Source organism: Sphingomonas aurea, assembly GCF_030678875.1.
GTDB lineage: Bacteria > Pseudomonadota > Alphaproteobacteria > Sphingomonadales > Sphingomonadaceae > Sphingomonas > Sphingomonas aurea.
Map to the genome: position 1 here is coordinate 1 of NZ_JAUUDS010000010.1, position 20,311 is coordinate 20,311.

Consider the following 20,311-nt stretch of genomic DNA (forward strand, 5'->3'; position numbering starts at 1 on the left):
CACCGCCGCCCAAGGCGAAGGTCGCGCCCGCCAAGCCGGCACCGGCACCGGCACCGGTCGCTCCGGCGCCGGTGCCGGTCGACACCAGCGCCTGGCTGTACAAGGGCAGCGATATCGAGCCCGATGCGGCGTGGAGCTTCGGCACCCTGCCCAACGGCCTGCGCTATGCCGTGCGGCGCAACGGCGTGCCGCCGGGGCAGGTGTCGGTCCGCGTCGCGATGGACGTCGGCTCGCTCTACGAGAACGAGGCGGAGCGCGGCTACGCGCATTTCATCGAGCATCTGTCGTTCCGCTCCTCCGCCTATGTCGCCGATGGCGAGGCGAAGCGGGTGTGGCAGCGGCTGGGCGCGACCTTCGGCTCGGATTCGAACGCGTCGACCACCCCGACCCAGACGCTCTACAAGCTCGACCTGCCATCTGCGACCGAGGCGGGGCTGGACGAGAGCCTGCACATCCTGTCGGGGATGATGGCGGCGCCGATCCTGAACGACAAGGCGGTCGATGCCGAGCGCTCAATCGTGCTGGCCGAGCGGCGCGAGCAGCCGGGGCCGCAGGTCCGCTTCCAGGACGCGCTGCGCGAAACCTTCTTCGCCGGCCAGCTGCTCGCCGACCGCTCGCCGATCGGGACCGAGAAGGCGCTGACGACGGCGACGGGTGCGTCGATGAAGGCGTTCCACGACCGCTGGTATCGCCCCAGCCGCGCCGTCGTGATCGTATCGGGCGACATGGACCCGGCGCTGCTCGCGCGGCTGGTCGTCAAGAACTTCGCCGGGTGGAAGCCGAACGGACCCGACGTGCCGGCACCCGATTTCGGCAAGCCCGATCCGACCAAGCCGCCGACCGCGACTTTGGTCGAGCCCGGCCTGCCCTCGATCGTCGCGACCGCGGTACTGCGCCCGTGGCAGTTCAACGCCGACACCATCCTGTTCAACCAGAAGCGGATGGTCGACACCGTCGCCGCGCGGCTGGTCGGCCGCCGGCTGGAACAGCGTGCGCGGGCCGGGGGCAGCTTCCTGCAGGCGTCCGTCTCGCTCGACGACGAGTCGCGCTCGGCCAACGGCACCTTCACCACCATCATCCCCGTGGGCGACCAGTGGGAAGCGGCGCTGAAGGACGTGCGCGCTGTGGTCGCCGACGCCGTCGCGACCGCGCCGACGCAAGGCGAGATCGACCGCGAACTGGCCGATTACGACACGATCCTGCGTACGACCGTCGAGACGTCGCGCGTCGAGGCGGGCGGCAAGCAGGCCGACGACATGGCCGGCGCACTCGATATCCGCGAGACGGTGACCTCGCCGGCGACCTCCTATGCGATCTTCAAGGATGCGCGTGCCAAGGGGATGTTCACCCCCGCGACCGTGCTCGCCTCGACGAAGCGGATCTTCCAGGGCGATGCCACCCGCGCGCTGGTCAACACGCCGACGCCTGAGGCGGGGGTCGCGGAAAAGCTGGCGGCGGCGCTGAAGGCGGACGTGTCGGGCCTGGCCGGCACACGCCGGGTCCAGTCCGACGTGACCTTCGCCGACCTGCCGGCGCCCGGCGCGCCCGGCAAGGTGACGGTGCGCCAGTCGATGCCCGAGATCGGGCTGGAGCGGGTGACCTTCGCCAATGGCGTGCGCCTACTGGTGTTCTCCAACCCGGCGGAAACCGGCCGCGTCTATGTCCGCGTCCGCTTCGGCGGCGGCTATGGCGAGCTGCCGGTCGACAAGGCCAGTCCCGCCTGGGCGGGCGACAGCGCGCTGATGGAGAGCGGCGTCGGCAAGCTCGATCAGGACGATCTGGAGCAGCTGACCGCCGGGCGGCGGATCGGGCTGGACTTCGGGATCGATGACGACGCGTTCCTGCTCGGCGCGATGACCTCGCCGGCCGATTACCAGGACCAGCTGAAGCTGATGGCGGCCAAGCTCGCCCATCCCGGCTGGGACCCGGCGCCGATCGCACGGGCGCGGGCGGCGGCGCAGGCGGCGCAGGCCGGCTACGACGCCTCGCCCTCTGGTGTGCTGGGCCGCGATCTTGACGGGCTGCTGCGCAGCGGCGACCCGCGCTGGACCTCGCCGACACCCGCGCAGATCGCCGGCCTGACGCCGAAGAACTTCAAGAAGCTGTGGCAGCCGCTCCTCGCCTCCGGGCCGATCGAGGTAATGGTGTTCGGCGACGTGAAAACCGACGAGGCGGTGCAGGCGGTCGCGGCCAGCTTCGGGGCGATGAAGCCGCGGCGCGACGACAGCCACCAACCGCGCCCGCCCGCCTTCCCGGCGCACAACACGACGCCGGTGATCCGCACCCATGACGGCGCCGACAATCAGGCGGCGGCGGTGATCGCCTGGCCGACCGGCGGCGGCATCGCCGAGATCCGCACCAGCCGCCAGCTCGACGTGCTCGCCCAGATTTTCTCGGACCGGCTGTTCGAGCGGCTGCGCCAGGGCACCGGCGCCAGCTATAGCCCGTCGGTCAGCAGCGACTGGCCGGTCGGCATGACCGGCGGCGGCCGGATGGTCGCGATCGGTCAGGTCGCGCCGGAGAATGTCGACCTGTTCTTCCGCCTGTCGCGCGAGATCGCGGCGGACCTCGCCAAGAACCCGGTCAGCGCCGACGAGCTGGAGCGTATCCTGAAACCGATGCAGCAGCAGTTGCTACGCGCCTCGACCAGCAGCCAGTTCTGGCTGAACCAGATGGGCGGCGGCAGCTATGACCCTCGCCGCCTGACCGCGATCCGCTCGCTCGGAACCGATCTGGTGGGTACGACGCCGGCCGACATCCAGGCACTGGCCGCGCGCTATCTGCGGCCGGATACCGACTGGACGATGGCGGTGGTGCCGAAGGCGAAGGCCGCCGCACGCTGAATCGCTTGCTCACATACCGTCGCGCGTGCTGATGTCGCGGTGGGGTTTGACAGGGGAGGGGCGTGGTGTTTCGATCGTTTTTGACGATGCTGGCTGTCGGCGCTGTGGCGCTGCCGTCGTCGGTAACCGCGCAGGATGCGGCGACCACGCCGACGGACAGGGCGACGATCGTCGTGACCGGGCGCAGCAAGGCCGAGAAGGAGCGTGTGAGCGCCGCCGTCCGGGCGATGGCGCAGCAGCGCGATCGTAACGAGCCGGTCGGGCGCTTCGCCGCTCCGATCTGCTTCGCCACCGCCGGATTGCCGCAGGACCTCCTGGCGAGCATCGCCGATCGCGTCATTGCGGATGCGCAGCTTGCGGGATTGCAGCTGGCCGGCGACGGTTGCCGGCCCAACCTGCTGCTGATCTTCGTGAACGACGGTCGTGCCGACATGGATTGGCTGCGCACCAAGCATTCCGACTGGTTCTGGCGGATGGACCTGGCCGACATCCACCGCATCGTCGAGGAGCCGGGTCCCGTCCACGTCTTTACGGCGAGCGAGATCGTAAGCCGCGACGGCGAGCGGATGAGCGTCGATCCCCAGACCGACGTGCCGCAGCTGAACGTGTCAATCTCCTCGAACATCGTCCTGCCGGTCCGCCGCGACATCCAGGCGTCGATCATGCTGATCGACCGGGTAGCGGTGCCGGGGCGCACGGCGATCCAGATCGCCGATTACGCCGCGCTGCGCACGCTGGCGATGATCCGCCCGCAGCCGGTGCAGGGCATCGACACCATCATGTCGCTGTTCAATCCGACATCCGCGTCGCCGCCGGCGGAGATGACCGCGTTCGACCGCGGGTATCTGAAGGCGCTGTATGCCGGCGCCGGGAACGAGCGCGCGACGTTGAAGCTGGACCGCATCGCCAGCACGATCGTCGCAGAGCGCGCCGCCGAAGTCGGCCCGGATAGGCCCTAACCCCGGTACAACCCCTCCAGCCGCTCGGCATAGGCACCCCGGATCACGTGGCGCCGGATCTTCAGGCTCGGCGTCAGCTGCTCGTTCTCGATCGTGAAGGGGCCGTCGGCGAGCACGAAGCGGCGGATGCGTTCGGTGACCGAGAGGTCGCGGTTCACCCGTTCCACCGCGGCGTTCAGCGCGGCGCGGTATTCCGCATTGTCGGCCAGCTTCGGGAAATCGCAGCGACCGCCACCCTTGGCGCACCATTCCTGCGTCCATTCCGGATCGGGCACGATCAACGCCACCATATACGGCTTGCGGTCGCCATAGATCATCGCCTGACCGATCTCTGGCTGCAGGGTCAGCATGCCCTCGACCTTCTGGGGCGCGACATTGTCGCCCTTGTCGTTGATGATGAGGTCCTTCTTGCGGTCGGTGATGCGGATGCGGCCGCGCCCGTCGATCTCGCCGATGTCGCCGGTATGGAGCCAGCCGTCCTTCAGGACGCGCGCGGTCTCCGCCTCGTTGCGCCAATATCCGTGCATCACCAGCTCGCCGCGGACCAGGATCTCGCCATCCTCGGCGATCCGCACCTCGGTATTGGGGAGCGGCGGGCCGACCGTGTCCATCTTCAGTCCCGCCGAGGGGCGATTGCAGGAGATGACGGGCGCCGCCTCGGTCTGGCCATAGCCTTGCAGGAAGGTAAGGCCGAGCGACTGGAAGAACACGCCGATCTCCGGGTTGAGCGGCGCCCCGCCCGACACCATCGCCTTCAGCCGGCCACCGAACTTCTTCCCGATCTTCGGCTTGAACAGCGCATTGACCACCAGCTGCATCGGACGGTCGACCAGCCGCAGCCGCCCCTCGTAATGGCGCCCGCCGACCTTCAGCGCCTGGTCCAGCAGGCGCTGGGACAGGCCGCCCTGCTTCTCGATCGCCTTCGAGATCCGCGTGCGCAGCACCTCGAACAGGCGGGGCACCACGACCATGATCGTCGGGCGCACCTCCTCGATATTCGCCGCCAGCTTGTCCAGCCCCTCGGCATAATAGATCTGCCCGCCCAGCCCGATCGGAAAATGCTGCCCGCCGGTATGCTCATAGGCGTGGGAGAGGGGGAGGAAGGACAGGAACACCTCGTCCGCCCAGCCGAAATCCTCGGAAATGACGGTGCAGCAGCCGTTGACGTTGTGCAGGATCGCGCCGTGATGCTGCATCACCCCGCGCGGCGCGCCGCCGGTTCCGCTGGTGTAGATGATGCACGCCAGGTCGTTGCGCCCGAACGTCGCCTCTGCCGCCACCGCGTCGGGCGAGGCGGGGTGGTCGGCGATCAGCCGGTGCCAGTCGTGGAAGTCGATGCTGCCGGCCGGTGCGCGCATCTCGTCGATGCCGATCACCGTCTGCCCCTGGTTCGAGCGCAGCACCGCGGGCAGCAGCACCTTGGCCAGCTTGGCGGAAGACACGATGATGCCGCAGGCGCCGCTATTTTCCAGGATATGCAGGTGGTCGCGCTCGGTATTGGTGACATAGGTCGGCACGGTCACGCAGCCGGCGGCCATGATCGCCAGGTCGGCGATGCACCATTCCGGCCGGTTCTCGCTGACCAGCATGATGCGGTCGCCCGGCTTCATCCCGATCGCCTTCAGCCCGGTGGCGAGCGCCGCTACCTGTCGCGCCGTCTCCGCCCAGCTGGTCGACTGCCAGCGCCCGTCCGCCTTGGCCCACAGGAACGGCGCGTCGCCACGCTCGCGGGCGCGCTGGAAGAACATGGTGACAAGGTTGGGAAAGTGTTCGAGGGTACGCATCGTCTCTCCTGATCGGGTTCTCGCGTCTGTCGCGCGTTGCCCTGTGCTCGGTCTGCCTTATTCCGGGGGGGCGGCGTCGATCCGCACGGCGCGGGTGATCGGTGCGACGCTGCCGTCCTCGGCCATCGCGACGCCCTCGCTGCGCGGATCGGCGGCACCGACCCAGCGACCGCCGACCCGCTCGATCGCGTTCGCCTTCAGTCCCATCGGCGTGACCCGCACCGTCTCGCCCAGGTTGCGAAGTGCCGGCGCCATCGCCTCCAGCGCGGTGCCCTGTTCCAGGTTCGCCGCCTTGCCCGGCGCATAGACCAGGCCAAGCGCGATCGCGTCCTGCGCGCTCAGCTTCCAGTCGAGCACGCCGACCAGCGCCTTGGCGATCTGCGCGATGATCGTCGAACCGCCCGCCGCGCCCAGCGCCAGCCGGACGCTGCCGTCGGGATTGTAGACGATGGTCGGCGCCATCGAGCTGCGCGGCCGCTTGCCGCCCTCGACCCGGTTGGCGACGAGTGCGCCGTCCCTGACCGGCACGATGTCGAAATCGGTCAGTTCGTTGTTCAGGACCGTACCATCGACGCTCAGCCCCGATCCGAACGGTCCCTCGACCGTGGACGTCACCTCGACGACGTTGCCGCGCCGGTCGGTGACGGCGAGGTCGGTGGTGCCTGCCACCTCGCTGACCGGTGCCGGCACGCGGGCGGGGGCGCCCGGCGGGGTGCCGGCGCTCACGCTCGCCATCGTCCGGGCGGGGTCGATCAACGCCGATCGGCTGGCCAGATAGCGCGGATCGGTCAGCCCCTTCACCGGAACCGAGACGAAGTCGGGATCGCCGACGTAGAGGTCGCGATCGGCATAGGCCAGGCGGCTGCTCTCGGCGAACAGGTGCCAGGCCAGGGCGGAGTCCTTGCCCAGCGCGGCCATGTCGAACCGCTCCAGCTGCTTCAGGATCATCTGCACGGTGATGCCGCCCGACGATGGCGGGCCCATGCCGCAGATCCGATAGATGCGATAGCGGGTACAGACCGGCGGCCGGGGCTTGGCGTCGTAGCTGGCCAGGTCGCCGGCAGTCATACGCGAGGGATTGCGCTGGGCGGTGTTGACGGTGGTGACCAGCTTGGTCGCCTGCGGCCCGACATAGAAGCTGTGCGGGCCGAGCCGCGCGATCCGGCCCAGCAGCTCGGCCTGCGCCGGGTTGCGCACCGTCGCACCGACCGCGGGCTGGCCATACAGCGCGCGCGTCTCGGGCGTCATGTGCCCGCCGAACGATCGCACCGCGTTGACGAAGCGCGGACTGGCGACGAAGCCGTCGCGCGCCAGGCGGATCGCCGGCTGGAACAGCCGCGCCCAGGGCAGCGTGCCCGACTGGCGATGCGCCAGCGCCATGCCGCGCAACGCGCCCGGCACGCCGACGCTGCGCCCGCCCGGCACCGCCTGGGGATGGCTCATCGGGGTGCCGTCGGCCGCGTAGAACCAGCGCGGGTCGGCGGCGGCGGGCGCGGCCTCACGCGCGTCGATCGTCGTCACGCCCCGGCCGCCTGCCTTGTGGCTGACCCAGAAGCTGCCACCGCCGATGCCCGAACTCTGCGGCTCGACCACGTTCAGCGCCAGCATCGTCGCGATCGCCGCATCGGTGGCGCTGCCGCCGGCGCGCAATATCTCGACGCCCGCCGCCGCGGCGCGCGGGTCGGCGGCGCTGACCATCCCCTGACCAGGCCCCTGTGCGGCCGGCTTCGCGGTCGCCGGGGCGGCGGACAGGAGCAACAGGGCAAGGGAAAGCGCGCGCGTCGTCATGACCGCGAACCGTAACGGCATTCGCGGAGGCGGCAACCCGTCAGGCTGTACCGACCGCCTCTTCCACGCGCGCGAAGCCGTCGCGTGCCAGCAGCGCGGCAAGGTCGCGGTTGATCCGCGCCGGCAGGCCCGGTCCCTCATAGACCAGCGCCGTGTAGAGCTGCACCAGGCTCGCCCCGGCCCGAATGCGGGCATAGGCTTCCGCGCCCGAGCCGATCCCGCCGGCGGCGACCAGCGGCAGCGCGCCGCCCGTCGCCCGGCGGAAATCGCCCAGCCGCTGGCGGGCGAGCGGAGCCAGCGGTGCGCCCGACAGGCCGCCCGTCTCGGCCGCTCGGGCCGAGGATAGATTGGGGCGGGTGACGGTGGTGTTGCCGATGATGATCGCGGCGACGCCGTGCTCGATCGCGGCGCGGGCGATCTCGTCGATGTTCGCCGGTTCCAGATCGGGCGCGACCTTCAGGAACAGCGGCGTCGTGCCCCGTGCGGCGGCGCAGGCGGCGAGCAGGTCGGCCAGCGCCTGCCCGCCCTGCAGGTCGCGCAGGCCCGGCGTGTTGGGCGAGGAGATGTTGATCGTGACATAGTCGCCGAGCTTTGCCGCGGCGGCGACGCTGGTCGCATAGTCGGCGATGCGGTCGGTCGAATCCTTGTTGGCGCCGACGTTCACGCCCAGCACCCCGGCGCGCTTCGCCGGCACCCGCGCGAGGCCGGCCGCCAAACCCTCGTTGTTGAATCCGTAGCGGTTCACCACCGCCCGGTCCTCGCGCAGGCGGAACAGCCGCGGGCGCGGATTGCCCGGCTGCGGGCGGGGGGTCAGCGTGCCGATCTCGACCGCACCGAAGCCGAGTCCGAAGAAGCCGGCGATCGCCTCGCCATTCTTGTCCACCCCCGCCGCCAGCCCGACCGGATTGGCGAAGTCGAGCCCGGCGACCCGTGTCGCCAATCTCGGATCGGGGGCGAGCGGCCGCGCAAGCGGCGCGCCGGCCCTGCCCCAGAGCGACAGCGCCCGGACGGTCAGCGCATGGGCGTTTTCCGCATCCAGCGCGAAGAGGGCGGGGTGATACCAAGCCATGCGGCGGTCTTTACAGCGTCTGCGGCGGGGCGGAAGGGCCGCCCCGCCTTCTTCGTCACCCCGGACTCGTCCCGGCACGACGGCGGGCGGGCTGACGCATCCCCCTGCGAGTCGTTAGCAAAGATAGCGGTTGATCCTGCACCGCAGCACGCCCATTTGGCAATCGGAACGAACTGGTCCGATTAGCTCATGCGCCTCTCCTCCCTCGCCGATTATGCGATCGTGCTGCTGTCCGCCGCCGCGCGCCACTGCGGCGGGGTCGCGCGGCTGAACGCGACGCAGCTCGCCGAGGAAACGGGCGTGCCGCTGCCGACCGCGCAGAAGCTGGTCAGCCGCCTCGCCGCGGCCGGCCTGCTGGAGAGCGCGCGCGGCACCGGCGGCGGCTTTCGCCTGGCGCGGCCGCCATCGGCGATCAGCCTGGCGGACATCGTCGAGGCGGTGGAGGGGCCGATCGCGCTGACGTCCTGCGTCGAGCATGGCGCGAACGACTGCGCGATCGAGGGGAGTTGCCGGGTCAAGCCGCACTGGGGTGCCGTCAACGGCGCGGTCCGCGGCGCGCTCGCGGGGGTCAGCCTCGCGCAGCTGTCGGTTTTGGAGAACGCATGATGGCGACGAAGAACGCAGAGGCCTATGCGGCCGTGGCCAAGAAGTACGAGTGGGGCTTCGCCACCGACATCGAGCAGGACTTCGCGCCCAAGGGGCTGAACGAAGACACCGTCCGCTATATCAGCGCCAAGAAGAACGAGCCCGAATGGATGCTCGACTGGCGGCTGAAGGCGTTCCGCCTGTGGCAGACGATGGCGGCGCCGGACTGGGCGAAGCTGAACGTCCCGCCGATCGACTATCAGGACGCCTATTACTATGCCGAGCCCAAGGCGAAGGCGACGATCGCCTCGCTCGACGAGCTCGACCCTGAGATCAGGCGCACCTACGAGAAGCTGGGCATCCCGATCGAGGAGCAGAAGCTGCTGGCGAACGTGGAAGGCGCCGAGCCGCCGCGCCGCGTCGCGGTGGACGCGGTGTTCGACAGCGTCTCGGTCGCGACCACCTTTCGCGAGGAGCTGAAGCGCGCCGGCGTCATCTTCCTGTCGATCTCGGAGGCGGTGCGCGAGTATCCCGACCTCGTCCGCAAGTGGCTGGGCAAGGTGGTGCCGCAGCGCGACAATTATTTCGCGACGCTCAACAGCGCGGTCTTCTCCGACGGCACCTTCGTCTACATCCCGGAGGGCGTGCGCTGCCCGATGGAGTTGTCGACCTATTTCCGCATCAATGCCGAGAATACCGGCCAGTTCGAACGCACGCTGATCGTCGCCGACAAGGGTGCCTATGTCTCGTACCTCGAGGGCTGCACCGCCCCGATGCGCGACGAGAACCAGCTCCACGCAGCGGTCGTCGAACTGGTCGCGCTCGACGATGCCGAGATCAAATATTCGACCGTCCAGAACTGGTATCCCGGCGACGAGAATGGCGTCGGCGGCATCTACAATTTCGTCACCAAGCGCGCGCTCTGCCAGGGGCGCAACAGCAAGGTGTCGTGGACCCAGGTCGAGACCGGTAGCGCGATCACCTGGAAATACCCCAGCTGCGTGCTGGCGGGCGAGGGGTCGGTCGGCGAGTTCTACTCGGTCGCGGTCACCAACAACCGCCAGCAGGCGGACACCGGCACCAAGATGATCCATCTCGGCAAGAACACCCGGTCGACCATCGTGTCGAAGGGCATCTCCGCCGGCCGCAGCGACAACACCTATCGCGGGCTGGTGAGGGTCGGCCCGACCGCCGAGAATGTCCGCAACTTCACCCAATGCGACAGCCTGCTGCTCGGCGACCGCTGCGGCGCGCACACGATCCCGTATATCGAGGTGAAGAACCCGAGCGCGCAGATCGAGCACGAGGCGACCACGTCGAAGATCAGCGAGGACCAGCTGTTCTACGCGATGAGCCGCGGGCTGGATCAGGAGGCGGCGGTCGCCCTGATCGTCAACGGCTTCGCGCGCGAGGTGCTCCAGCAGCTGCCTATGGAATTCGCCGTCGAGGCGCAGAAGCTGCTGGGGATTTCGCTGGAGGGGTCAGTCGGGTGACCCCCCGAGAAGAAAATCAGCGCCTCAACTCCCCTCCCCTTCAGGGGAGGGGCCGGGGGTGGGGCGTCTCCGCGAACGCCATGGCCCGCGTGCAGAGCTTCGCATCGGAAATGCGCCGTAACCCGACGGAGCCGGAGAGGCGCCTTTGGGCCAATCTTTCCCGATCGCAACTCGGCGGTTTCAAGTTTCGCCGGCAGGCGACGATCGGCGCGTTCATCGCCGATTTCCTCTGCCCGGCCGTTCGGCTAGTCGTCGAGATCGACGGCCATACCCATGGTGACGCCGTTGCCGATCAGAGCCGCGATGCCGCGCTGCACGTCCTTGGCTATCGCACCATCCGCTTCACCAACACGGATGTAATGCAGAACCTCGAAGGCGTACTCGTCCGCCTTCTCGCCGAACTTCAATCATTGCCCTTGTGTCGGGCGCCCCACCCCAACCCCTCCCCTGAAGGGGAGGGGCTCGAAAGATGACGATGCTGAAAATCGAAAACCTCCACGCCGAGATCGACGGCAAGCCGATCCTCAAGGGCCTGTCGCTCACCGTGAACGCGGGCGAGATCCACGCGATCATGGGGCCGAACGGCGCCGGCAAGTCGACGCTCGGCTATGTCCTGGGTGGCCGGCCGGGTTACGAGGTGACCGAAGGCTCTGTCAGCTTCGACGGGCAGGACCTGCTCGACCTGGAGCCGCACGAGCGCGCCGCCGCCGGCTTGTTCCTGGGCTTCCAGTATCCGGTCGAGATTCCCGGCGTGTCGAACGTCCAGTTCCTCCGCGAGGCGCTGAACGCGCAGCGCGCAACCCGCGACGAGAAGCCGCTGTCCGGTGCGGAGTTCCTGAAGCTGGCGCGCGAAGAAGCCAAGAAGCTCGACATGGACGCCGAGATGCTGAAGCGCCCGGTCAATGTCGGTTTCTCGGGCGGCGAGAAGAAGCGCAACGAGATGGTGCAGATGGGCATCGTGAACCCCAAGTTCGCGATCCTCGACGAGACGGACTCCGGCCTCGACATCGACGCGCTGCGCATCGTCGGCGACGGCATCAACCGCATCATGCGGGCGCCGGACAAGGCGGTGCTGCTCATCACCCATTACCAGCGGCTGCTCGATTACGTGAAGCCGGACTTCGTCCATGTGCTGGCCGACGGCCGCATCGTCCGCTCCGGCGGCGCCGAGCTGGCGCATGAGCTGGAGCGCGAGGGCTATGCCGGGGTCGCCGCGTGATCGCCACCGCCGAGCTGCCGACCAACCGCGACGAGGCGTTCCGCTGGGCGGACCTTGCCGCGTTGCAGGCCGCGCGCGCGCTGCCGGCGGAGTCGGCGACGGTGCCCGATCCGATCCTGCCGGACGCGCAGCGGCTGGTGATCGTCGATGGACACCTTGTCGATCATCTGAGCCGCGCGGTTGACCTGACGATCGAACGCGCCGCCATCGCCAGCGACCACGCGCTCGGCCGCCACGCGGGCGGGCAGGGGCACCGCATCGCGCTCGCGCCCCGCTCCGTCACCACGATCGAGATCGCGCGCGTCAATGCGGGCGAGGACAGCCACACCCCGCTCGAGATCGCGCTCGGCGAGGATGCGGTGCTGACGCTCGTCGAGACCTATACCGGTGCCGGCTGGTCCAACGCGCTGACCCGGTTCGACCTGGCACGCGGCGCGCGGGTGATGCGCGCGGTGCGTGTGGTCGATGCCGAGGGCTTCGTCTCGGCCCGCGACGAGGTGGTGATCGGCGAGGCGGCGAGCTTCGTCTGCGTGACGCTGGGCGCCGCCACGGCGAGCACCCGCTTCGACGCGGCGCTGACGCTGACGGGCGAGGGGGCGTTCGCCGAATATGGCGGGGCGCTGCTGACCGCGGCCGAGCAGCGGCAGGAATGCGCCGTCCGCGTTCGCCATGCCGAGCCCAACGGCCAGTCGCACCAGCTGTGGCGCGCAGTGGCGGCGGACCGCTCGACCGCCAGCCTCGCCGCCGCGGTCGAGGTGGCGCGCGACGCGCAGAAGACCGATGGCGAGCAGTCGTTACGCGGCCTCCTCCTGCAACGCACCGCGACCGTGAACCTGAAGCCCGAGCTGGAGATTTTCGCCGACGACGTGAAATGCGCCCATGGCGCGACGGTCGGCGAGCTGGATGCCCGCGCGCTGTTCTACATGCAGAGCCGCGGCATCGCGAAGCCGCGCGCGCAGGCGCTGCTGACTCGGGCGTTCGTGGCGGACGCGCTCGACCGGATCGCCGACGAGACGGTGCGCGAGGCGTTCGTGGCGGATGCGGATGCCTGGCTGGAGCGGGCCTTGTGATGCTGTCCTACACCTCCTCGATCTGCGACACGGGCGGCATGACCGCCTGCCGTCTCGCGTCCGCCACCGTCCCCCGCGGCGGCCCGGATCGTCGGAACCGGACACGCGAGGGGGGGTGTAGTGTCCGGTTCCGCGAAAATCGGGGGAAGGCGGCATGACCGACTCGCAACCCCTCGACGCGCTCGCCGACTTTCCTGCCATCCCGGCGGGCTGGGCCTATCTCGACACCGCCGCGACCGCGCAGAAGCCGCAGGCCGTCGTCGACGCGATCACCCGCGCCTACGGCGAGACCTACGCCACCGTCCATCGCGGCGTGTACCAGCGCTCGGCCGACATGACCCTGGCCTATGAGGCCGCGCGCCAGCGCGTTGCCGGCTTCATCGGCGCGGGATCGGCGGACGAGATCGTCTTCGTGCGCGGCGCGACCGAGGGGATCAACCTGGTCGCGCAGTGCTGGGCGGCCACCCAGCTGAAGGCCGGCGACCGCATCCTCCTGTCGATGCTGGAGCATCACAGCAACATCGTGCCGTGGCAGATGGTCGCCGAGCGGGTCGGCGCCGCGATCGACGTCGCGCCGCTGACCGCCGACGGCCGCATCGACCTGGACGCGGTGGAAGCGATGCTGACCCCGGCACACAAGCTGGTGGCGCTTGCGCATGTGTCGAACGTGCTCGGCTCGGTGCTCGACGTGGCGCGCGCGACCGCATTGGCGCACGGCGTGGGGGCGAAGATCCTGATCGACGGGTGCCAGGCCGTGCCCAGGCTGCCGGTCGACGTGACCGCGCTCAACTGCGACTTCTACGTCTTCTCGGGCCACAAGCTCTACGGCCCGACCGGGATCGGCGTGCTGTGGGCGAAGGCGGAGCTGCTCGACGCGATGCCGCCGTGGCAGGGCGGCGGGTCGATGATCGACCGCGTGACCTTCCAGAAGACGACCTATGCTCCGCCGCCGGGGCGGTTCGAGGCAGGGACGCCGCATATCGTCGGCGCGCTGGGGCTGCACGCCGCGATCGATTATGTCGAGGCGATCGGGCTGGAGCGCATCCACGTGCACGAGGGCGCGCTGGTGGCGCAGGCGCGCGACGCGCTCGGCAGCATCAACAGTGTCCGCCTGTTCGGGCCGGCGGACGCGGCCGGCATCGTCAGTTTCGCGATCGAGGGGGTGCATCCCCACGACATCGGCACCATCTTGGACGAGCAGCAGGTCGCGATCCGCGCCGGCCATCACTGCGCGCAGCCGCTGATGGACGCGCTTGGCGTCCCGGCGACGGCGCGGGCCAGCTTCGGCGTCTATAACGGCCCTGCCGATGTCGAGGCGCTGGCGCGCGGGATCGAGAGAGTAACGCGAATTTTTGGATGAATGGGATCTTCGGATGAGCAGTTTCGAGATCGAGGAGGTGGAGGGCGTCGCCCCGCCGCCCAAGGCACGGGTCGACGACGCGCCGCGTGAGCGCGATTACCTGTCCGGGTTCCTCGCGCAGAAGCCGCAGGGCGACACCCCCGGCGAGCCGGGCGGCGCGCTGTACGAGGCGGTGATCGACGCGCTGAAGGATATTTTCGATCCCGAGATCCCGGTCAATATCTATGACCTGGGCCTGATCTACGGGGTCGAGGTCGCAGACGGCGGCCATGCCGCGGTGACGATGACGCTGACCACCCCGCACTGTCCGGTCGCCGAGTCGATGCCGGCCGAGGTCGAGCTGCGCGTCGCCGCGGTGCCGGGCATCGCCACCGCCGACGTCAATCTCGTCTGGGATCCGCCGTGGGACCCGCAGAAGATGTCCGACGAGGCCAAGCTCGAACTGGGGATGCTCTGATGGCCACCACGCTCCGCCCACGCCCCGCGGCGCTGAACCTGACGCCGACTGCCGAGGCGCGGATCGCCGACCTGATGGCCCGCGCGCCGGACGGGACGATCGGGGTGAAGCTGTCGACCCCGCGCCGCGGCTGCTCCGGCCTCGCCTATTCGGTCGACTATGTGACCGAGGCGAAGCCCTTCGACGAGAAGATCGAGACGCCCGGTGGCACGCTGTTCGTCGATGGCGGGTCGATCCTCTACCTGATCGGCTCGACGATGAACTGGGTGGAGGACGACTTCACCGCCGGCTTCGTGTTCGCCAACCCCAATGCCAAGGGCGCCTGCGGTTGCGGGGAGAGCTTCACCGTCTGACCCGGTCCGTGTAGTATCTCCTGACACGAACGGGAGGTCGGATTGCAGGGACTGTTCAGGCGCAAGGACATCACGTTGCCGGACGCCGATGCCGGCGGGCACCGGCTGGCGCGGACCCTGTCCTGGCCGCACCTCGTCGCGCTCGGCGTCGGTGCGATCGTCGGCACCGGCATCCTGACGCTGATCGGCGTCGGCGCCGACCGGGCCGGGCCTGCGGTCATCCTGTCCTTCGCCATCGCCGGTGCGATCTGCGCCTGCGCCGCGCTCGCCTATGCCGAGATGGCGACGATGATGCCGGTGTCGGGCAGCGCCTATACCTATAGCTACGCGGTACTGGGAGAGGTGATCGCCTGGGTCGTCGGGTGGAGCCTGCTCGCCGAATATACGCTGGTGGTGGCGACGGTGGCGGTCGGCTGGTCGGGCTATGCGGTCGGGTTCCTGACGGGGCTCGGCATCCACCTGCCCGATGCGCTCGCCCATGGGCCGATCTTCAGCCAGGGCGCACTGGTCGAGGGCGGGGTGAACGTGCCGGCGCTGCTGATCGTCGCGCTGGTCGCCGGCGTCCTGACGCTCGGCACGCGCGAGAGTGCGACGGTGAATGCGGTGCTGGTGGTCGTGAAGATGGTCGCGCTGGCGATCTTCGTCGTGGTGGCGCTGCCCTATTTCGATGCGGCGAACCTCCATCCCTTCTCGCCCTTCGGCTTCGGCAAGACGGCCTCGCCGGACGGAGCGGAGCGGGGCGTGATGGCGGCGGCCGCGATCATCTTCTTCGCCTTCTACGGCTTCGACGCGATCTCGACCGCGGCGGAGGAGGCGAAGAACCCGGGTCGCGACCTGGCGATCGGGATCGTCGGGTCGATGGTCGCCTGCGTCGCCATCTACATGATCGTCGCGGTCGCGGCGGTGGGCGCACTGTCCTTCACCCGCTTCGCCGACAGTCCGGAGCCGCTGGCGCTGATCCTGCGCGAGCTGGGCCGACGCCACGTCGCGACCTTCCTCGCCGCATCGGCGGTGGTCGCGCTGCCAACCGTGATCCTGGCGTTCCTCTATGGGCAGAGCCGCATCTTCTTCGTCATGGCGCGCGACCGGCTGCTGCCCGCGAGCCTTGCCACCGTGTCGCGGCGGGGCACGCCGGTGCGGATCACGCTGTTCACCGCCGCGGTGGTGATGGTGTTCGCCGGCTTCCTGCCGATCGACGCAATCGCCGCCCTTGCCAATGCCGGTACGCTGACCGCCTTCGTCGCGGTCAGCGTCTGCATGCTGGTGATGCGCCGCCGCGCGCCGGAGATGAAGCGGCCGTTCCGCACGCCCTTGCCCTGGGTGGTCGGGCTGGCCGCGATCGGGGGATGCCTGTACCTGTTCGCCAGCCTGCCGCAGCGGACGCAGATCTGGTTCCTGTGCTGGAACCTGCTCGGGCTGGCGGTGTATTTCCTCTACGCCCAGCGGTTGCGCGAGGCGGGCGATCCGGAGCGGTCCTATGAGCATCGCGTCCGCCGGCGCCACCGTCGCTGGCGGTGGTAACGCCGGCCGCTCGTCAGCGCAGTCGCGTCCAGTCCTGGTTGCGGCAGAACGGGCCCCAGCAGCCCTTCACCTTCAGCGTCGCACCCTCTGCCTGCAGTTCGGAGCGATAGGTGCGGCCCGACTCGGGATCGTAGATCCGCCCCTTCCACTTGTCGCCATCGGCGGTGAAGTCAGAGAGGATCGCGATACCTTCGATCGGGCGCGTCCGCAGGGCCGGGTCCGGATTGTTGGCGTCCACCGCCGGCCCGCCGGGCCGCGGCTTCAACACCTTGGCGACACGCCCGCACAGCGCCCGGCCGCAGGGGGCGATCTCGACGATCGCCTTGCCCTCCAGGGTCAGCCAGCGGCCCGTCACCGGCGCCGGCGCCGCGAACGCGGTGCCGGCCGCCGCGGCAACCAGCACCGCGGCCAGGATCGCCCTCACGCGGCCAGCTTGCGCAGCACGTACTGCAGGATGCCGCCGTTGAGGAAATATTCCAGCTCGTTGACGGTATCGATCCGGCAGCGGGTCTGGAAGGTTTCGGTCGAACCGTCTGCGCGGACCATCGTCACCTCGACGTCCTGACGCGGACGCAGCGAGGCGACGCCGGTGATCGTGAACGTCTCGTCGCCGGTAAGGCCCAGCGTCTCGCGCGTCACCCCCTCGGCGAACTGGAGCGGCAGCACGCCCATGCCGACCAGGTTCGAGCGGTGGATGCGCTCGAAACTCTCGGTGATGACCGCGCGGACGCCGAGCAGGTTGGTGCCCTTCGCCGCCCAATCGCGCGACGATCCGGTGCCGTATTCCTTGCCTGCGACGATGACGAGCGGCGTGCCGTCCGCCTTGTGGCGCATCGCGGCGTCGTAGATCGCCATCGTCTCGCCATTGTAGCGGGTCATCCCGCCCTCGACGCCCGGCACCATCTCGTTGCGGATGCGGATGTTGGCGAAGGTGCCGCGCACCATCACCTGATCGTTGCCGCGCCGCGCGCCATAGCTGTTGAAGTCGGCACGGCTGACCTGCCGCTCCGACAGCCAGCGTCCGGCCGGGCTGTCCGCCTTGATCGAGCCGGCGGGCGAGATGTGGTCGGTGGTGATCGAGTCGCCCAGGATCGCCAGCGGCTTCGCCTTGATGATGTCGCCGACCGGTGCCGGGGTCATCTCCAGCCCGTCGAAATAGGGCGGGTTGGCGACATAGGTGGAGGCGGCGGGCCAGGCGTAGGTCGCCGAGCCGGTCACGTCGATGCCCGACCACTTCGCATCGCCCTGATAGACGTTGCCATAGCGGCTGCGGAACATGGCGTCGTCGATGTTGGCGTCCATGACCGAGCGGACCTCGTCGTTCGACGGCCAGACGTCCTTCAGGAACACGTCCTGCCCGTCCTTGCCCTGACCCAGCGGGGTCGCGATCATGTCGGTCGTGACGGTGCCCTTGATGGCGTAGGCGACGACCAGCGGCGGGCTGGCGAGGAAGTTGGCGCGGACGTCGGGCGACACGCGCCCCTCGAAGTTGCGGTTGCCCGACAGGACCGAGGCGGCGACCAGGTCATTCTCGTTGATCGCGGCCGAGATCGGTGCTGCCAGCGGCCCCGAATTGCCGATGCAGGTGGTGCAGCCATAGCCGACCAGATTGAAGCCAAGCGCGTTCAGATCTTCGGTCAGCCCCGCCTTGTCGAGATAATCGGTGACCACCTGCGATCCGGGCGCCAGCGAGGTCTTCACCCACGGTTTGGCGGTCAGCCCCAGCGCGCGCGCCTTGCGCGCGACGAGGCCGGCGGCGACGAGGACCGAGGGATTGGAGGTGTTGGTGCAGCTGGTGATCGCGGCGATCACCACGTCGCCGTCGCCGATGTCATGGGCGGCACCCTCGACCGCGGCGCGCTCTGGCTGTTCCTTGTGATAGACCTTGAACAGGTCGCCGTTGAACACCTCGTCGACCTTGTTCAGCGACACCTTGTCCTGTGGGCGCTTCGGCCCGGCGAGCGAGGGCACGACGGTGCCCATGTCGAGTTCCAGCGTATCGGTGAAGATCGGGTCGGGCGCATCGTCGTGGCGCCAGAAGCCGTTTTCCTTGGCGTACGCCTCGACCAGCGCAATGTTCTCTTCGCTGCGCGCGGTCAGGCGCATGTAGTCCATCGTCCGCTCGTCGATCGGGAAGAAGCCGCAGGTCGCGCCGTATTCGGGGGCCATGTTGGCGATCGTCGCGCGGTCGGCGAGGGTCATCGAAGCAAGGCCGGGGCCGTAGAATTCGACGAAGCGGCCGACGACGCCCTTCTTGCGCAGCATCTGCGTCACGGTCAGCACCAAGTCGGTGGCGGTGATGCCCTCCGCCAGCTGCCCGGTCAGCTTGAAGCCGACGACCTCGGGGATCAGCATCGATACCGGCTGGCCGAGCATCGCGGCTTCCGCCTCGATCCCGCCGACGCCCCAGCCGAGCACGCCCAGGCCGTTGACCATGGTGGTGTGGCTGTCGGTGCCGACCAGCGTGTCCGGGTAGGCGATGGCGGCAGACCCGCCGGCATGCTCGCCGGTCTCGGTGGAGGACCAGATCGCCTGGCTGACATATTCCAGATTGACCTGATGGCAGATGCCGGTGCCCGGCGGCACGACCTGGAAGTTGTTGAGCGCCTTCGACCCCCACTTCAGGAACTCGTAGCGCTCCATGTTGCGCTGATATTCCAGGTCGACATTGTCCTCGAACGCCTTGGGCGTGCCGAACTCGTCGACCATGACGGAGTGGTCGATCACGAGGTGGACGGGCACCTGCGGATTGATCTTGGCCGCGTCGCCGCCCAGCTTCGTGATCGCGTCACGCATCGCCGCCAGATCGACGACGCAGGGCACGCCGGTGAAGTCCTGCATCAGCACCCGCGCCGGGCGATACTGGATCTCGCGGTTCGAGCGCGCGTCCTGCTGCCAGTCGACGATCGCCTGCACGTCTGCCTCGGTCACGGTCACGCCGTCCTCGAAGCGGAGCATATTCTCCAGCAGCACCTTCATCGAGAAGGGCAGGCGGCTGATGTCGCCGAACTTCTCCGCCGCCTTTGCCAGGCTGAAATAGTCGTAGGTCTTGCCGCCGGCGGTGAGGGTTGAGCGGGTCTTGAGCGTGTCCTGGCCGATGGCGGTCATGTGCGTCCTTTACCTGTTACGCCGTCGGCGTCCGGACAGGGCGGCGTGGCCGCGCGGGCGCGAGGGCGTCGGTGGGTTCGAATGGGCGCGCGATAGCAGGGGGACGGCGCCATGGGAACCGCTAGGGCGGTGAGAATGGATCGCAATCCGGCGATCGCTCGTTGAGGGGGGCGGCAGAGCCGGAAAGCGCTGGACCTATGCCCGCGGGTGGCGGACAAGCGGCACGGGTGAAGGAGACGGGTCGATGACGATGGCATGGGTGCTGGCGATGGCGTTGCAGGCGGCGCCGTGTCCGTCCGGTGCCGCGCCTGCCGAAGTGCCGGGCTGGGCTCAGCCGGTGCCCGTCGCCAGCGGCGGCGCGCTGACGCCGGGCCGGTCGACGAGTCTCGCGCTGGTGCCTGCCGCACGGCAGGGTTTCACCCCACCGCCGGGACATAAGGCGGATGCAGGCAGCTTCGGCGGAACGGCGGAGGTGACGGTCGAGGCGGCAGGACGCTATCGCATCATGCTCGACGGCGCGGCCTGGATAGATCTGGTCGCCGACAAGCTCGCGCTGACCTCCGTCGCGCATGGGCACGGAGCGCCCTGTTCGGGCGTGCGCAAGATGGTCGATTTCGACCTGAAGCCGGGTCACTACACGCTGCAAGTCTCTGGCGCGAAAGCGCCACGCATCCAGGTGATGCTGGCAAGCCAATAACCAAG

The 20,311-nt window shown here is 69.1% G+C and carries 17 protein-coding genes; 12 read left to right on the top strand and 5 right to left on the bottom strand.

Annotated elements, in window-relative coordinates:
• Together Q5H91_RS14780 and Q5H91_RS14785 are read left to right on the top strand one after the other, a co-directional pair.
• Positions 1-2,843 (top strand): M16 family metallopeptidase (locus Q5H91_RS14780; RefSeq protein WP_370655273.1); only part of this gene is annotated, 2,843 nt, incomplete at its 5' end.
• A gap of 86 nt (positions 2,844-2,929) precedes the next feature.
• Positions 2,930-3,802, top strand: a complete 873-nt coding sequence (locus Q5H91_RS14785) for a hypothetical protein (protein ID WP_305174216.1) — start codon at positions 2,930-2,932, stop codon at positions 3,800-3,802.
• On the opposite strand, the gene Q5H91_RS14790 is transcribed toward Q5H91_RS14785, so the two are convergent.
• From Q5H91_RS14790 to Q5H91_RS14800, 3 genes are read right to left on the bottom strand one after another with little or no spacing between them, the layout of a single operon-like run.
• Entirely contained in the window at positions 3,799-5,586 is a 1,788-nt protein-coding gene (locus tag Q5H91_RS14790) for an AMP-dependent synthetase/ligase (RefSeq protein WP_305174217.1), read from the bottom strand. The two genes, Q5H91_RS14785 and Q5H91_RS14790, sit on opposite strands and share 4 nt — an antisense overlap.
• A 57-nt stretch (positions 5,587-5,643) precedes the next feature.
• Entirely contained in the window at positions 5,644-7,374 is a 1,731-nt protein-coding gene (locus Q5H91_RS14795; RefSeq protein WP_305174218.1) for a gamma-glutamyltransferase family protein, read from the bottom strand.
• Positions 7,375-7,414: 40 nt separating this feature from the next.
• On the bottom strand, positions 7,415-8,443 hold the full coding sequence (locus Q5H91_RS14800) for a quinone-dependent dihydroorotate dehydrogenase (RefSeq protein ID WP_305174219.1): 1,029 nt from the start codon (positions 8,441-8,443) through the stop codon (positions 7,415-7,417).
• A gap of 189 nt (positions 8,444-8,632) precedes the next feature.
• Here Q5H91_RS14800 and Q5H91_RS14805 point away from each other — a divergent pair, with 189 nt between their 5' ends.
• The 9 genes from Q5H91_RS14805 to Q5H91_RS14845 all read left to right on the top strand — a co-directional run bounded on the left by Q5H91_RS14805 (position 8,633) and on the right by Q5H91_RS14845 (position 16,501).
• Positions 8,633-9,049, top strand: coding sequence for an SUF system Fe-S cluster assembly regulator (locus tag Q5H91_RS14805; protein ID WP_305174220.1), 417 nt, complete (start codon positions 8,633-8,635; stop codon positions 9,047-9,049).
• A complete protein-coding gene (gene sufB / locus Q5H91_RS14810; protein ID WP_305174301.1) occupies positions 9,049-10,521 on the top strand; it encodes a Fe-S cluster assembly protein SufB in 1,473 nt (490 codons plus the stop codon). The genes Q5H91_RS14805 and sufB overlap by 1 nt, the downstream gene beginning before the upstream one ends.
• 80 nt (positions 10,522-10,601) lie before the next feature.
• Entirely contained in the window at positions 10,602-10,994 is a 393-nt protein-coding gene (locus Q5H91_RS14815) for an endonuclease domain-containing protein (RefSeq protein WP_305174221.1), read from the top strand.
• Positions 10,995-10,996: 2 nt separating this feature from the next.
• The gene (sufC, locus tag Q5H91_RS14820; RefSeq protein WP_305174302.1) at positions 10,997-11,740 is read left to right on the top strand and encodes a Fe-S cluster assembly ATPase SufC; all 744 of its coding nucleotides are present in this window, start codon (positions 10,997-10,999) and stop codon (positions 11,738-11,740) included.
• Positions 11,740-12,810, top strand: coding sequence for a SufD family Fe-S cluster assembly protein (locus tag Q5H91_RS14825; protein ID WP_305174303.1), 1,071 nt, complete (start codon positions 11,740-11,742; stop codon positions 12,808-12,810). Before sufC ends, Q5H91_RS14825 begins: the two co-directional genes overlap by 1 nt.
• Positions 12,811-12,964: 154 nt before the next feature.
• On the top strand, positions 12,965-14,170 hold the full coding sequence (locus tag Q5H91_RS14830; protein WP_305174222.1) for a cysteine desulfurase: 1,206 nt from the start codon (positions 12,965-12,967) through the stop codon (positions 14,168-14,170).
• Positions 14,171-14,183: 13 nt separating this feature from the next.
• Positions 14,184-14,627 (top strand): SUF system Fe-S cluster assembly protein, encoded by a 444-nt coding sequence (locus Q5H91_RS14835; RefSeq protein ID WP_305174223.1) that lies wholly within the window; start codon positions 14,184-14,186, stop codon positions 14,625-14,627.
• The gene (locus Q5H91_RS14840; protein WP_305174224.1) at positions 14,627-14,980 is read left to right on the top strand and encodes a HesB/IscA family protein; all 354 of its coding nucleotides are present in this window, start codon (positions 14,627-14,629) and stop codon (positions 14,978-14,980) included. The genes Q5H91_RS14835 and Q5H91_RS14840 overlap by 1 nt, the downstream gene beginning before the upstream one ends.
• 42 nt (positions 14,981-15,022) lie before the next feature.
• On the top strand, positions 15,023-16,501 hold the full coding sequence (locus tag Q5H91_RS14845; protein WP_370655275.1) for an amino acid permease: 1,479 nt from the start codon (positions 15,023-15,025) through the stop codon (positions 16,499-16,501).
• A gap of 13 nt (positions 16,502-16,514) precedes the next feature.
• On the opposite strand, the gene Q5H91_RS14850 is transcribed toward Q5H91_RS14845, so the two are convergent.
• On the bottom strand, positions 16,515-16,925 hold the full coding sequence (locus tag Q5H91_RS14850; RefSeq protein ID WP_305174226.1) for a DUF2147 domain-containing protein: 411 nt from the start codon (positions 16,923-16,925) through the stop codon (positions 16,515-16,517).
• Positions 16,922-19,609, bottom strand: a complete 2,688-nt coding sequence (gene acnA, locus Q5H91_RS14855; protein WP_305174227.1) for an aconitate hydratase AcnA — start codon at positions 19,607-19,609, stop codon at positions 16,922-16,924. Before acnA ends, Q5H91_RS14850 begins: the two co-directional genes overlap by 4 nt.
• A 244-nt stretch (positions 19,610-19,853) precedes the next feature.
• Here acnA and Q5H91_RS14860 point away from each other — a divergent pair, with 244 nt between their 5' ends.
• A complete protein-coding gene (locus Q5H91_RS14860) occupies positions 19,854-20,306 on the top strand; it encodes a homogentisate 1,2-dioxygenase (protein ID WP_305174228.1) in 453 nt (150 codons plus the stop codon).
• The last annotated feature ends 5 nt before the right edge of the window (positions 20,307-20,311 follow it).